The sequence below is a fragment of the Pedobacter sp. SG908 genome, from assembly GCF_011759615.1.
GTDB lineage: Bacteria > Bacteroidota > Bacteroidia > Sphingobacteriales > Sphingobacteriaceae > Pedobacter > Pedobacter riviphilus.
Genome location: NZ_JAAOYY010000001.1, coordinates 3377338 through 3391656, shown reverse-complemented (window position 1 = coordinate 3391656; position 14319 = coordinate 3377338). Strand labels below are relative to the sequence as shown.

Genomic DNA, 14319 nt, shown 5'->3' with positions numbered 1-14319 from the left:
TTTCAGCCATCCTTTATGGATAGTTTTTCGCCCTTTATCTGCCGGAATTTTGCTCTGACAAATGTAATATTCGGGATCAATTTTGCAATTTATTTTTTTTAAAATGACTAATTTGTGATTAAAATTCAATCTTTTGATTAATAAATATTGAATTTTAATTAACTTAAAAACAGTAATTTATGTTGTTTTTTGTGCTGTTTTGTATCTTTTTTGTTGTTTTACTATTTTATAATAAAAGTCAGAATGTCAATTGGTCAATTCATCTGAATGTCACATTTTGCCGATCCAACTTTTTGACCAATATATCCCACATTTGAACCTTTTTTTGGCTTCAATTCCGCGTTAAAATTGTGTTATCAAATCGTTTGGTTAATGCGGCCTTAATCTATACCGTTGATTTTAATATCCACAAGTAGCATTCTGGTACTGGCCAAACTTTCAGAACAGGGTTTTAAAAACTGAAGAATATAAGTGTACAGCATGCGTAAAAAATTACAAGATAGAATTGCCTCTTTTAAGGATGCGGCGGTGATAAAAGAAAAGGGATTATATCCTTATTTCAGGTCGATAGAATCAGGCCAGGATACCGAGGTGGTTATAAACGGAAAAAATGTACTCATGTTTGGTTCAAATTCCTATTTAGGATTAACCAATCATCCTAAAATAAAAGAAGCCGCAAAAGCAGCCATCGAAAAATACGGAACCGGCTGTGCAGGATCGCGATTTTTGAACGGTTCGCTCGATATTCACCAGGAATTGGAAAATCGTTTGGCCGAATATGTGGGTAAAGAAGCTGCTGTGCTTTTTAGCACTGGTTTTCAGGTTAACTTAGGCGTAATATCTTGTTTATTAGATCGTAACGATTATCTGTTGCTGGATGAGTACGATCATGCCTCAATTATTGATGGAAGCCGTTTGGCCTTTTCACGCTCGATTAAATATGCGCATAACGATATGCAGGATCTGCGCCGGAAACTAAGCAGGTTACCGGAAGACGCAGCAAAACTGATTGTTTCTGATGGTATTTTCAGCATGGAAGGCGATTTGGTTAATCTTCCTGAAATGGTAGAGATTGCCAATGAATTTGGCGCCAATATCATGATGGATGATGCACATAGCCTTGGCGTAATTGGGTTTAATGGATCGGGAACGGCATCACACTTCAATCTTACTGAGGATGTGGACCTCATTATGGGTACTTTCAGCAAATCGCTGGCCTCACTCGGCGGTTTTATTGCAGGGAGTACGGAAACCATCGAATATATCAAGCACCGTGCCCGCTCATTGATGTTTAGCGCAAGTATGCCACCATCTGCTGTCGCAAGTGTGATTGCTGCATTAGATATTATCGAATCGGAGCCCGAACGGATTGATAAACTTTGGGCCAATACAGAATACGCGAAGAAACTTTTGCTCGACGCAGGTTTCGATATTGGGCATAGCAATAGCCCGATTATTCCCGTTTACATTCGCGATAATATCAAAACCTTTATGATTACGAATATCCTTCAACAAAATGGGGTATTTGTAAATCCGGTAGTTTCGCCAGCAGTGCCTTCTGATTCGTCTTTGATCAGGTTTTCTTTAATGGCCACGCATACTTTCGATCAGATCGAATCGGCCATCGCTAAACTAAGCGCCGCTTTTAAGGCCGTTAACGTAGAATTAGTAGGAAGCCAATCATGAGCACGCTGGTAAAGGTTTCTGATAAAAAAGCATTAGCAGCATTTGTAGATTTTCCGCATGCATTATACGCGGGAGATGTAAATTACGTTCCCGAACTTTTTATTGCACAGCGCGATCTGCTCACCCCAGGTAAACATCCTTTTTACGAACATTCTGAAATCCAGCTTTTTCTGCTTTATGATGAAGGTAAAATAGTTGGACGAATTGCTGCAATTAACAATACTAACCACAATAAGGTTTATGGCGGGAATGATGGTTTCTTTGGCTTTTTTGATTGCGTTAATGACGTGAAAGTTGCGCAACAGCTTTTAAATGCAGCACAAGACTGGTTAATAGATAGAGGACTTACAAAAATTTTAGGTCCGGTAAACTTCTCTACCAATGAGGTATGCGGCTTGCTCATTGAAGGATTCGACGGGCCGCCGGTAGCCATGATGCCTTATAATGCACCATATTATCTGTCGCTTTTGGAACAAACTGGTTTTCAGAAAAATGTCGATTTAAGGGCCTACCGCTACACCGCTGGTAATTATAGCGAAAGGTCGGTTAAACTGCTAGATAGGATAGAAGAACGGTTACTCCGCAATGATATCGTGCTGCGTAAAATCAACATGAAAAAATTCAAGGAAGAATGTAATGCGGTGAGGGAAGTGTACAATAAAGCATGGGATAAAAACCTTGGTTTTGTGCCAATGACGGATAAAGAATTTGACTATACGGCAAACGACCTCAAATTGATTCTCGACCCTGAATTTTGTATCCTGGCCGAGCAGCATGGCAAGATTGTAGGCTTTGCGTTGGCTATACCCGATATCAACCAGATTTTGATCAAAATTAAGCGCGGAAGATTGTTTCCAACAGGTCTGATCAAGCTTTTATTGAACAAAAAGAAAATCGACGGTATCCGGATTTTATTGCTTGGTGTAGTAGATGGTTACCGTAAAATGGGTATTGAAGCCTGTCTTTATGGCCGTATTATCAAACATTTCAAGGCTAAAAATATGAAATATGCAGAGGCCAGCTGGACTTTAGACCATAACGATCTGATCAATAAACCTATTGAAGATATTGGTGGGAAGTTATATCGTAAATATAGGATTTTAGAGAAAACGATATGAAAAAGCGGGTGTTGATTACAGGGGCAACTGGATTTGTGGGCTATCACCTGATTAAATCTGCTCTGGCAAATGATCTTGAAGTATATGCCAATGTACGTCAATCGGCCACTGCAGCGCATCTTAAAAATTTTCCGATCAGCTATGTTGACCTTGATCTTTCTTCCATATACCTATTGAAAGAAAATATAGAAGAAAAAAGATACGATTACATTGTGCATGCGGCTGCGGTAACCAAGGCAAAAAAGCGTGAAGACTACAACCAGGTAAACGCCATTTATACCCGAAACCTGGCTTTGGCGGCTTCAAAATCAGCACATAGAATAAAGAAATTTGTATTTATAAGCAGTTTGGCCGCATTGGGGCCCTTAAATAAAAAAAATGAAAAACTCACCGATAAGGGTGCCTCAAATCCGGTAACCAATTATGGGATCAGCAAAGCACTTGCTGAAACATACCTGGCTCAGGTCCCGGATCTGCCCTTAATCATATTCAGGCCTACGGCAGTGTATGGGCCGCGTGAGAAAGACATTTTCATATTAATTAAAACAATTAAAGCAGGACTGGAACTGTATATCGGCAAGCAGGAGCAGGAATTAAGCTTTGTATACGCCACCGATTTAGCCGATATCATTATAAAATCACTTGCGTCTGACGTAGTTGGTAAAAGTTATAATGTATCCGATGGGGCAGTTTATAACCGTTCTGCGCTAGCTGCCCATGTGCGTAAGGCTTTAAACAAAAAAACATTGACCGTGAATGTACCTGTGCAGATGATTAAGGGGCTTGCTTGGTCGATGGAACGGTTGTATGGCATGTTTAATAAAATTCCAGCCTTAAATGTAGATAAGATAAAAGAACTCACCGCCCTTAACTGGGGCTGTGATATTAAAAATATTCAGAACGACTTTGGTTTTGTACCCCAGTTTGGGCTGGAACAAGGCCTTACTGAAACGATAAACTGGTACCGTAAAAACAATTGGTTATAAGATTTTAAATAAAATAGAATGAAACAACAAGTAAAAGCAGCTGAAGGCAAGCTGGGAATATTAATGCCTGGATTAGGCGCTGTAGCAACAACTATGATTGCCGGAGTTGCTGCAATTAAAAAAGGAATATCAAAACCTATCGGTTCGTTAACACAGATGGGTACCATCCGTTTGGGAAAAAGAACAGAAAAAAGAGAACCGAAAATTAAAGATTTTGTGCCATTGGCTGGTCTTGATGACTTGGTTTTCGGCGGCTGGGATGTTTACGAGGATAATGTTTACGAAGCGGCATTGAATGCCCGCGTATTAGATGCTAACCTTTTGCGCGATGTACGCGAAGAATTACAGGCTATTAAACCGATGCGTGCTGCTTTCGACAGAAATTATGTGAAAAACCTGGATGGTAAATATGTAAAAGATCTTGATAACCGTTACGAACTGGCTTTAGCCGTAATGGAAGATATTAAAAACTTCAAAGCAGAAAACAATTGCGACCGTATAGTACTGGTTTGGTGTGGTTCTACCGAAATTTATTTCGAACCATCAGAAGTGCATGAATCGTTAGCTGCGTTTGAGCAAGGTTTAAGAGATAACGATTCGCGCATTGCGCCAAGTATGATCTATGCTTATGCCGCATTAAAATTAGGAATTCCTTTTGCTAATGGTGCACCAAACTTAACAGTTGATATTCCTGCTTTAATCGAATTGGCTAAAGAAACCGATACCCCAATTGCCGGCAAAGATTTTAAAACTGGTCAAACCTTAATGAAAACCATTTTGGCTCCAGGTTTAGCCGCACGTTCATTAGGCGTAAATGGTTGGTTCTCTGATAATATTTTAGGTAACCGTGATGGTTTGGTATTAGATGATCCTGATAACTTTAAAACAAAGGAAGTATCAAAACTGGGCGTATTGGAAGATATCTTTAAACCAGAGGTTAATCCTGATCTGTATGGCGATATGTACCACAAAATCAGGATCAACTATTATCCGCCTCACGGTGATAACAAAGAAAGCTGGGATAACATCGACATTTTCGGATGGTTAGGTTACAAAATGCAGATCAAAATCAATTTCCTTTGCCGCGACTCGATTTTAGCTGCACCAATTGTGTTGGATCTTGCTTTGTTTATTGATCTGGCTAAACGTGCAAACCTATCGGGCATTCAGGAATGGTTATCATTTTACCTGAAATCGCCACAAACGATTCCAGGTGTACCTGCAGAAAATGACATTTTTAAACAGTTGATGAAACTTCAGAATACTTTACGTTACATCATGGGCGAAGAATTGATCACCCATTTGGGGCAGGATTACGAAGAAGAACTGATAGAAACGGTATAGTGTTTATCCACAAATTTCTTTCAACGGCTCTGGGAATCGGGCATATCGGCAAAGGTGCTGGTACTTATGCTGCTATAGCAACCTGCATCTGCTGGCATCTTTTCCAGAGCCCTTATACCAACCCCTATTTATGGCCCGTGCTTTTCACAATGTTGATCGTGATGATAGGGGTGATGAGTGCAGATAGGGTAGAGGAAATTTGGGGCAAAGACCATAACAGGGTGGTGATTGATGAAGTTGCCGGAATGTGCATCACCCTGTTATTTGTGCCTTTAAAATGGGAGTACACTTTAATAGGACTTATTCTTTTTAGGTTTTTCGATATCCTCAAACCCCTTTACATCCGAAAGCTCGAAGTATTGCCAGGTGGATGGGGTGTAATGGCCGATGATGTACTGGCCGGGATTTATGCAAATCTTATACTGCAACTGGTTGTTGTTTTAGAACTATTTTAACCATGATGTTTACTTATCTAAAAGCACAGGCATCATCCTTAGTGGCCTCGGCAACAGATTTCGGTGTAACCATTGTTGCAGTAAATCTTTTTGGCTGGTGGTATCTGGCAGCAAGTATTACGGGGACGGTTGCTGGTGGGGCGGTTAACTTTTATGTGAACCGCAAATGGGTTTTCGAAAGTGAATCTGCAGCCATTAAATGGCAGATATTGAAATACATTTTGGTATGGGCTGGTAACCTGGTTATTGTAACAGCAGGAGTGTTTATCCTCACCCATTTTTTAAATCTCAATTACGTACTCGCCAAAGTTTTGAGCGCTGTTTTAACGGGCTTAAGCTACAATTATATCATGCAAAAGCAGTTTATTTTTTCAAGTTAGATGAAACCGATTTATTCATTTTTGTTATCTGTGGTGCTCAGTTTTATTTTGCAGGTAAATGCTTTTGCGCAAAGAACCACTGTGTCGGGAACCGTTCGCGATGCTGTGACCAAAGAAACATTACCCAATGTTTCCGTTTTTTTTAAAGATACCCAAATAGGCACGCAAACCGATGTAAACGGGAAATATACACTTGTTTCGCCTAATCCACAAAGTGAAATAAGTTTCAATTATGTGGGCTACCGAACCGTTTTTAAAAATATTGTGCCTTCTGCTACGCAGGAATTTGATGTGGCCTTGGTACCCGATGCAAGAGCGCTGGATGAAGTGGTTATTGTGGGTGGGAAAAAGTTGAAGTACCGGAATAAAGATAATCCGGCAGTAGAGTTGATCCGCCAGGTAATTGCTCACAAGGAAGAAAACCGCATTAAGAGCTACAATACCGTTTCTTTTAGGCAGTACGAAAAAATGTTGTTCTCCTTGAGCAATGTATCGGATAAGTTTAAGAACAAAAGAATGTTCAGGAATTACCAGTTTTTGTTTCAGGAACAGGATTCGACATTAATTGGCGGAAAAAATCTGTTACCGATTTATATTCAAGAGAAACTGGCCGATAATTACCTGAGCAAAAATCCAGAAAAGAACAAAACCATTATAATCGGGGAAAAACAGGTCCAGTTTGATAGCCGTTACATCGATAACAAAGGAATGAAAACTTATTTCGATAGGATGTATCAGGATATCGATATCTATAAAAATAATATTTCGGTAATCAGTAACGAGTTTTTAAGCCCTATTGCCGATGGAGCACCTGCCTTTTATAAGTTTTTTATCACCGATACGTTAAAAAATCAAAAACCTCAGATTATTGAGTTGTCTTTTACACCGCGCAACACAAACGATATGTTGTTTGAGGGGAAGATTTATGTAACGAATGATAACCATTATGCTGTTACCGGAGCTTCTTTTGGGGTAAATAAAAACATTAACCTCAACTTTGTACGTGCACTTAAAATCGATCTAAATTTTGAAGCAAACGATAAAGGCAAATACAGTTTGAGCAAAAGCAACTTACTGGCCGATTTTGGTATTGGTAAAACCAAAGGAATTGGCTTTACAGGTGAGCGCAGCGTTACTTTTAAAAATTACCAGTTTGATACGGCGTTGCCAGACACTATTTTTCAAGGCAAAAGTACCGTTGTACAGGCCGATGCAGCAAAAAAAGACGATAAGTTCTGGGAGAAAAATAGGTTAGATACCATTTCGACAAACCAGTTGAAAATTTATGGTAATATCGATACCCTGCAAAACCTGCCATCCTTTAAACGTACAATGAAAATCGTTACGCTCTTATTTGCTGGTTATCAAAATCTCGGTCCTTACGAAATTGGCCCCGTAAATACATTTTATAGCTTTAACAATGTAGAAGGTTTAAGGTTACGGTTTGGAGGCCGAACAACCCCCGAACTCAGTAAACGTTATTACTTCGAAAACTACCTGGCTTATGGGATTAAAGATGAGAAATGGAAGTTTTTCCTTTCAGCAACCTATTCGCTGAATAACAAATCGATCTACGAATTTCCCCAAAACTACGTGAGGGCCAGTTTTCAGCGCGATACCAAAATACCCGGACAAGAGTTGCAGTTTGTGCAGGAAGATAATTTCTTGCTATCATTTAAACGTGGGGTAAACGATATGTTATTGTATAACGATTTTTACCGCTTGGATTATGTAAAAGAGTTCGAGAACCACTTTTCATATAACCTTGGTTTTAAAAAATGGAGTCAAACGCCAGCCGGCGGATTAAATTACTTAAATTCTAATAACCAACTGGTGAACAGACTAACCACTAGTGAGGTTTCCGTACAGTTAAGGTACGCACCAAACGAAAAATTTTACCAGGGTAAAATATACCGTGTACCCATTGCCGATCGCTATCCGGTATTTAACTTGCGTTATACCGCAGGTTTAAAAGGTGTTTTAGGGGGTGAATATAATTATCATAGTTTAATGGGAAGTATCGATAAACGTTTTTATTTATCACAGCTTGGCTATAGCGATGTAACCTTTGAAGGTGGTTATATCGCTGGAAAAGTACCCTTCCCTTTATTGGATATTCACCGTGCCAACCAAACCTATGCCTATCAACTTAATTCGTACAACCTGATGAACTTCCTCGAATTTGTGAGTGATCATTATGTGAGTATTAATATCGACCATAATTTTAACGGCTTCTTTTTTAATAAAGTACCATTGATCAAAAAATTAAAGTTAAGGGAAGTGGTGTCATTTAAAGCATTATATGGTGGTTTACGGAATGAAAATAACCCAAATTTTCAAACAGGCTTATATCAGCTCCCGGTTTATGAAAACGGTGCACAAAGGACTTATGCATTAGGTAATAAACCCTACATGGAAGGCAGCGTTGGCGTAGGTAATATCTTTAAACTGTTAAGAGTAGATCTGGTAAAACGCTTCAATTACCTCAATAATCCAGAAGTTTCTGAATGGGGGATAAGGGCAAGGGTAAAATTTGATTTTTAAGAAAAAAGCTATGGAAAAAAAATTAAGGGATAACCTGCAACAGGGCATATATAAAGTAATTAACCCTTTTGTAAAGGGATTAATTAAAATTGGTTTAACACCTAATGCGGTGACCACCATTGGCTTGATCCTGAATATTGGCGTAGCCGTAATTTTTGTGCTCGGTGCCGAAAAATCGAATCGTGGAGATATGTCTTACATTGGCTGGGGAGGTGCATTGGTACTTTTTGCTGGCCTGTTCGATATGCTCGACGGTCAGGTAGCGCGTTTAGGGAACATGAGCTCGAAATTTGGAGCCCTGTACGATTCGGTACTCGACCGTTACAGCGAAATGATTATGTTTTTAGGTATCTGTTATTACCTTGTGGCACATCATTACTTTTTAAGTTCGCTATTTGCTTTTATTGCACTCATCGGTTCGATGATGGTGAGTTATACCCGTGCAAGGGCCGAAGGATTAGGGGTTGAATGTAAAGGTGGTTTAATGCAAAGGCCAGAAAGGGTGGTAACCATTGGCGTTTTTGCCATTGCCTGTGGCATTGCCGGTCACTTTATCGGTGGCGATTACAAGGTATATGTGCCGGGCATTTCTTTCCATGTTTTCGAAACGATGTCGATTTTTACCATGCCCATAACGATAATGGCCGTTTTAACCAATATTACAGCTGTTAAACGTTTACAGGAAGCCAAAAAAGGCTTGGAAGCACAAGAATTTAACGAAAGAAAAGGAAATAACAAGGCCGCATTAATTGCTGGTTTGGTATTAATGGGAAGCTTAACCGGAGTATTTTCCTTTAGTGCAAGCGCACAGGGCTCAGATCCTTCTCCGATTACTTTCCCTACACCAAAAGATATCAGCAATCAATTGTTTTATTTACAGCGCGATCCGAATACCAATACCATTATATGCCAGTTAAATGTAGATAAACATGGCGAAGTAAATAAAGAGCAGCCCGTAAACGTATTTTGGATGCGTTACGGAGATAAAGGTGAAAAGAAAGAACTGAGTTACATCCAACGAAAATTTGCTTATGGCATCATTAGCAAAAATCTGGGTAATGGTCAGTTCGAACTTCGGTTTACCTCTCATAAAAAACTGCCAATGTACCTGAATAAATCTGCTATAGATAAAAAATATCATGTTTTTGCAACTATCAACAATAAAAAAATGCAGTTGGAACGGATATTCCTTCGGATTGAGGGCGGTACCTTTTGGTTCCCGAATGTGAAATATGTAGAAATAAAAGGTTTTGATGCTGCGGAACCTTCAAAAGTGTTAATTGAAAGGATAAAGGTTTAAGATAGATCGTCATTCCCAACTTGATTGGGAACCACGTAGTGCTCATGAATGCCTTTGAAAAAAGGAAGACTTATGAATAATCGTAATGCTATAAGCTTTAAGATTCCCGCCTGCGCGGGAATGACGACTGTTTCTACTGGAATCCTTCATTTTTGAGCGGAGCGCAGTCGGGAAATCTATCTCAATTTGTCAGTCTGAGCGGAGTCGAAGACCAGTTAAAAAATATGACCAAATGAAAAAGAATTTTGTTTCAAATTCAACCGCATCCATCAGGATGTTTAAGAATGACTTTTTGGAAAGTTTATCAAAAGTTCGATTTTATGTGCCATTAATCGTGTATGTTCCGGTTATAGCTTTTCTTTTTTGGAAAGCGCTTTGGGAAATCGAAATGCCTGTTTTAAATTTTGTGGGATGGTTATTGTTCGGCCTTGGCATCTGGACCATCACGGAATACATCTTGCATCGCTATGTTTTTCATTTCGAACCAGAAGCCGAGTGGGGAAAGAAAATCCATTTCATTTTTCATGGCGTACACCACGATTATCCCAATGATGCCAAAAGATTGGTGATGCCGCCTTCAGCCAGTATTCCTATGGCTTTGGGTTTTTACTTTCTTTTCGATTGGTTGTTACCCGATACAATGGTTTATCCATTTTTCTCAGGCTTTATGATTGGTTATCTGTTTTACGATATGGTGCATTACGCCCTTCATCATGCTAATTTTAAAAGCGGTTTCTGGAAACAGCTAAAGCAACACCATATGCTTCATCATTATTCCGATTCGACCAAAGGTTATGGTGTAAGCTGGACTTTTTGGGACCATATTTTTAGGTCTAATTTTGATAAAAAATAACATGCAGCAAGAAGTATTGCTTAAAAATAGTTTTTATAATATCCGGAATGTTTATCTAACAGTTGCTATATCTGTTGGATATCTATTGTTATCAGCGCTGCTGGTCGGCTTTAAAACCGATCAGTTGGTGCTGATTTTTATTTTTAACGCTTTGTTCTTTATCTCGAAGGGAACAAGACGCTTTATTCTCGGCTTTTCAATCTTTATTGTATACTGGATATTGTTTGATTACATGAAAGCCTTTCCAAACTATCTTTTTAATCAAGTGCATATTGAAGATTTGTATTCACTTGAAAAAAAGTTGTTTGGTGTTCATTCTCATGGGCTAATACTTACCCCTAACGAGTACTGGAAGATAAACAGTAATGCATTTTTAGATGTATTGACAGGTTTTTTCTATTTAATGTGGGTGCCTGTTCCTTTGGCATTTGCTACTTATCTTTTCTTTAAGAATAAAGAACAGTTTGTTCAGTTTTCGCTCACTTTTGTTTGGGTAAATTTATTGGGCTTTGTAGTCTATTATGCTTTTCCGGCAGCACCACCATGGTATGTGCAGGAACACGGCTTCGAATTTATAGCCAAAACAGCCGGCAATACTGCAGGATTGGCCCGTTTCGACCATTTTTTTGGTATTACACTTTTTCATGGGATATACAGCAAAGGTTCTAATGTATTTGCTGCCATGCCATCCTTACACTCATCGTATCCCGTTATTGTTGTTTATTATGGCCTAAAAAACCGCTTGGGGAAAATTAATATTTTCTTTTTTACCGTTATGCTCGGAATCTGGTTTTCGGCTGTTTATACCAGCCATCATTATACGCTTGATGTATTGGCTGGAGTAATCTGCGCATTTTTGGGTATTATTTCTTTTAATTATTTAATGCATCATACGAAGTTGAAACGGCTTATAGCAACGATGATAAGCGCAATTGGTAATTAAGCCCAATAGCTGATCTTAAATCAAAATAGCCGAGTTTTTATAGGGAAATTAGGACGAAATTTACTGATAATGAAGTCATAAACCTGTTTTGGTGTTGAACAGATTATTTTATGTTAACATTAGCGCTATATTTTTGTTTATCTATAAGGTTAGTATAAATTTTCAATTTCTTGTGTCATGACAGCAGCGATCAAATCAATCGGAAACGAGCATTATCAAGGTGTATGCCCATGCGGTAAAGGCGATAAATCTGATATGGAAAGAATTCCACGAACATTTATAATTAAAGCCTTGTTATTCTGGTTACCTATGAAACGTTATAGGTGTTACCGTTGCATGCGTAACCGCTGGGTACTTGGAAGAAAATCACATCAGATCAATCAATAAAAAATCTATTCGTGTAAAACCAGGATTGCTTTTACCGATTTGTTCAGTACCTGATTAACCGTACTACTGGTAAATAACCGGTAAATAATATTGTGGTGATGTTTAACTAAACAAAGTATATCAGTATGGTTGCTTTTTATGAAGTCCATAATACCATTTGGCGCGCTACTGTCTATAATGTAGTTAAATTCTATTTCTGTATCAGGAAGCAATTCTTTAATCCTTTTTTCTCCGGTTTGAATATGTAGTTCATCCGATTTTTCGGCAACATAAAGCACCTGCATTTTTCTCGTGCCCGAAGCTTTTAAGAGCTCGCTCAGTGCTGTAATGTCTTTAGGCGATAAAACGGTTTCGTAGTCGGTAGCCAGCGTAATAATCGGAAAGTTTGTAAAACTACTTTCTAAGGGAACAATTAGTGTTGGGATTCTCATTTTGGTAACGGCCATGCTGGCATTGCTGCCCACAATACCACTTATACCTGTTGCCCCGGTAATGCCCATTACCAAAAGTTCTACCAGGTTGTTTTCGGTATGATTGGTAATTACTGCCCTTAAAAAACCAACATCGCATTTGGTTTCTAATTTAACATCAGTGTAATTTTCTTTCGTTCTGATGTTTTCGGCCCATTCTTTTAAAGCAGTCCTTTTGTTTTCGTAATAAGATTCGATAAAAATGGCATTGTAAGTACTGTTATTTATGCCTTCGGTAGGATGGATGGCATGGATGGCCACAACCTCCATATTTAGCGTTTTTGCCATAGCCAGCGCATAAGCCAGGGCATTTCCTGCACTTCTCGAAAAATCTGTTGCTACAAGTATCTGTTTCATTTTTTAAAGGATATGGGTTGATTGAAAAGGTTAGATAAACAAATGAAAAAGCATAAATAACAAGATGGCTAAAACGATTGATACGGGTAGCGTAAGTATCCAGGCCAAGCCAATATTTTTTAAGGTATTATTGTTTAAATTCTCTTTTCCGCCAGAAGCCACCATGGCACCGGCTATCCCGCTCGATAGTACATGTGTGGTACTTACCGGTAATCCGAAGGCTGTACTTAAACCGATGGTAGATGCGGCTACGATTTCGGATGTTGCACCCTGGGCATAATTTAAGTGTTCGTTCCCAATTTTCTCACCAATGGTAACCACTATCCGCTTCCATCCAATCATGGTGCCAAGGCCCAGTGAAATGGAAATTAAAAGTATAACCCATAAAGGTGCAAACTCAACCACTTTGGCTAATTCGGTAGTATTATCGGCGAGGAGCTGATTGTCGGCTTTGTCAATGATCAATGTTTTATCTGTCCTTACCGTTTTTACCGCAGCAATTACTTCTTCTATCTGTTTACGGAAAAGATAGGTATTTTTTTTATCTGTTTCATTTTTTAGCGACAGGTGAAATTTAGCCTTATTTATTTTAGTCACCAGCGTGGTGATATCCAGTCTTTTACCATGATTAAGTGCTGCGGTTTTTTGAAGTACCTGTTCGGTTTGGTTCAATTGGAAAAGTACTTTATCATTTGGGATATGGTGATTTACAGCAAATTTTGCAGGCAAAAAAGCAATCAGGATCAACATCAGCAAACCAACACCTTTTTGTCCGTCGTTACTGCCATGAAAAAAGCTCACTAATGTACAAGTGGTGATGAGTAAGCCTCTAATGAGTAAAGGCGGACGGTCGTTTTCTCCATGTGGGATATGGAAAAGGGCATGGTATTTCACAATGTGTTTTAAAAAGTACATCAGCAAAACAGCCAATCCAAAACCAATAATAGGCGATAAGATTAACGATAAGCCAATTTCTTCGGCTTTGCCCCAGTTTACGCCTTTGCCCCCATAGTACCAGGTAAATGCTAAACCAGCACCAATCATGGCACCAATCATGGTGTGCGAGCTCGAACAAGGGATACCCAAATACCAGGTGCCTAGATTCCATGCAATGGAGGCCAATAAAACAGCCAATACCATGGCAGCGCCCACACCAATAGGAAGGTTCATTAAGGCATCTAAGGGAACCAGTTTTAAAATGCCCATAGCTACGGCAATTCCTCCTGTAAATACGCCCATGAAATTCCAGAACCCCGACCAAGGGATGGCCACAACTGGTTTAAGTGCTTTTGTATAAATCACTGTAGCTACGGCATTGGCCGTATCGTGGAACCCGTTAACAAATTCGAACCCAACTACAGCAAGTAAGCATACTATAAAAATGATGACAAGGGGAGTACTTAAATCGGTGTTTCCTAGAAAGGAAATGATGTTGCAGAACGACGGCATAAGATCAGTTTGGGTATCCATTGCAGATCACTCATCTGCGTTATTCA

At 39.1% G+C, this 14319-nt stretch carries 12 protein-coding genes; 10 read left to right on the top strand and 2 right to left on the bottom strand.

Going from position 1 to position 14319, the window contains the following annotated elements:
• Positions 1-480: 480 nt before the first annotated feature.
• From FHT21_RS13805 to FHT21_RS13760, 10 genes are all read left to right on the top strand, one after another.
• The gene (locus FHT21_RS13805) at positions 481-1686 is read left to right on the top strand and encodes a pyridoxal phosphate-dependent aminotransferase family protein (RefSeq protein WP_167295220.1); all 1206 of its coding nucleotides are present in this window, start codon (positions 481-483) and stop codon (positions 1684-1686) included.
• The gene (locus tag FHT21_RS13800; RefSeq protein WP_167295219.1) at positions 1683-2804 is read left to right on the top strand and encodes a hypothetical protein; all 1122 of its coding nucleotides are present in this window, start codon (positions 1683-1685) and stop codon (positions 2802-2804) included. Before FHT21_RS13805 ends, FHT21_RS13800 begins: the two co-directional genes overlap by 4 nt.
• Complete coding sequence (locus FHT21_RS13795) at positions 2801-3790, top strand: NAD(P)-dependent oxidoreductase (RefSeq protein ID WP_167295218.1); 990 nt, start codon at positions 2801-2803, stop codon at positions 3788-3790. Before FHT21_RS13800 ends, FHT21_RS13795 begins: the two co-directional genes overlap by 4 nt.
• Positions 3791-3808: 18 nt before the next feature.
• Positions 3809-5134, top strand: coding sequence for an inositol-3-phosphate synthase (locus FHT21_RS13790; protein ID WP_167295217.1), 1326 nt, complete (start codon positions 3809-3811; stop codon positions 5132-5134).
• On the top strand, positions 5134-5589 hold the full coding sequence (locus tag FHT21_RS13785; protein ID WP_317169952.1) for a phosphatidylglycerophosphatase A: 456 nt from the start codon (positions 5134-5136) through the stop codon (positions 5587-5589). The genes FHT21_RS13790 and FHT21_RS13785 overlap by 1 nt, the downstream gene beginning before the upstream one ends.
• Before the next feature lie 2 nt (positions 5590-5591).
• A complete protein-coding gene (locus FHT21_RS13780; protein WP_167295216.1) occupies positions 5592-5969 on the top strand; it encodes a GtrA family protein in 378 nt (125 codons plus the stop codon).
• Complete coding sequence (locus FHT21_RS13775; RefSeq protein ID WP_167295215.1) at positions 5970-8513, top strand: DUF5686 and carboxypeptidase-like regulatory domain-containing protein; 2544 nt, start codon at positions 5970-5972, stop codon at positions 8511-8513. It abuts the gene before it with no gap.
• Between the two features lie 10 nt (positions 8514-8523).
• Positions 8524-9813 (top strand): DUF4833 domain-containing protein, encoded by a 1290-nt coding sequence (locus FHT21_RS13770; RefSeq protein ID WP_167295214.1) that lies wholly within the window; start codon positions 8524-8526, stop codon positions 9811-9813.
• Positions 9814-10045: 232 nt separating this feature from the next.
• A complete protein-coding gene (locus tag FHT21_RS13765; RefSeq protein ID WP_167295213.1) occupies positions 10046-10666 on the top strand; it encodes a sterol desaturase family protein in 621 nt (206 codons plus the stop codon).
• Position 10667: 1 nt separating this feature from the next.
• Positions 10668-11609 carry a phosphatase PAP2 family protein gene (locus FHT21_RS13760; protein ID WP_167295212.1) on the top strand — a complete coding sequence of 314 codons (942 nt, stop codon included), beginning with the start codon at positions 10668-10670 and terminating at the stop codon, positions 11607-11609.
• 392 nt (positions 11610-12001) lie between these two features.
• On the opposite strand, the gene FHT21_RS13755 is transcribed toward FHT21_RS13760, so the two are convergent.
• Positions 12002-12823, bottom strand: a complete 822-nt coding sequence (locus tag FHT21_RS13755) for a universal stress protein (RefSeq protein ID WP_167295211.1) — start codon at positions 12821-12823, stop codon at positions 12002-12004.
• 30 nt (positions 12824-12853) lie between these two features.
• Positions 12854-14272, bottom strand: coding sequence for an inorganic phosphate transporter (locus FHT21_RS13750; RefSeq protein WP_167295210.1), 1419 nt, complete (start codon positions 14270-14272; stop codon positions 12854-12856).
• Between the last annotated feature and the right edge of the window lie 47 nt (positions 14273-14319).

What these genes read in the sequence shown, in the direction of transcription:
- FHT21_RS13770 (WP_167295214.1), top strand. Translation starts at nt 8,524, where the DNA reads ATGGAAAAAAAATTAAGGGATAACCTGCAACAGGGCATATATAAAGTA.
- FHT21_RS13805 (WP_167295220.1), top strand. Translation starts at nt 481, where the DNA reads ATGCGTAAAAAATTACAAGATAGAATTGCCTCTTTTAAGGATGCGGCG.
- FHT21_RS13775 (WP_167295215.1), top strand. Translation starts at nt 5,970, where the DNA reads ATGAAACCGATTTATTCATTTTTGTTATCTGTGGTGCTCAGTTTTATT.
- FHT21_RS13795 (WP_167295218.1), top strand. Translation starts at nt 2,801, where the DNA reads ATGAAAAAGCGGGTGTTGATTACAGGGGCAACTGGATTTGTGGGCTAT.
- FHT21_RS13760 (WP_167295212.1), top strand. Translation starts at nt 10,668, where the DNA reads ATGCAGCAAGAAGTATTGCTTAAAAATAGTTTTTATAATATCCGGAAT.
- FHT21_RS13800 (WP_167295219.1), top strand. Translation starts at nt 1,683, where the DNA reads ATGAGCACGCTGGTAAAGGTTTCTGATAAAAAAGCATTAGCAGCATTT.
- FHT21_RS13750 (WP_167295210.1), bottom strand. Translation starts at nt 14,272, where the DNA reads ATGCCGTCGTTCTGCAACATCATTTCCTTTCTAGGAAACACCGATTTA.
- FHT21_RS13755 (WP_167295211.1), bottom strand. Translation starts at nt 12,823, where the DNA reads ATGAAACAGATACTTGTAGCAACAGATTTTTCGAGAAGTGCAGGAAAT.
- FHT21_RS13780 (WP_167295216.1), top strand. Translation starts at nt 5,592, where the DNA reads ATGATGTTTACTTATCTAAAAGCACAGGCATCATCCTTAGTGGCCTCG.
- FHT21_RS13765 (WP_167295213.1), top strand. Translation starts at nt 10,046, where the DNA reads ATGAAAAAGAATTTTGTTTCAAATTCAACCGCATCCATCAGGATGTTT.
- FHT21_RS13790 (WP_167295217.1), top strand. Translation starts at nt 3,809, where the DNA reads ATGAAACAACAAGTAAAAGCAGCTGAAGGCAAGCTGGGAATATTAATG.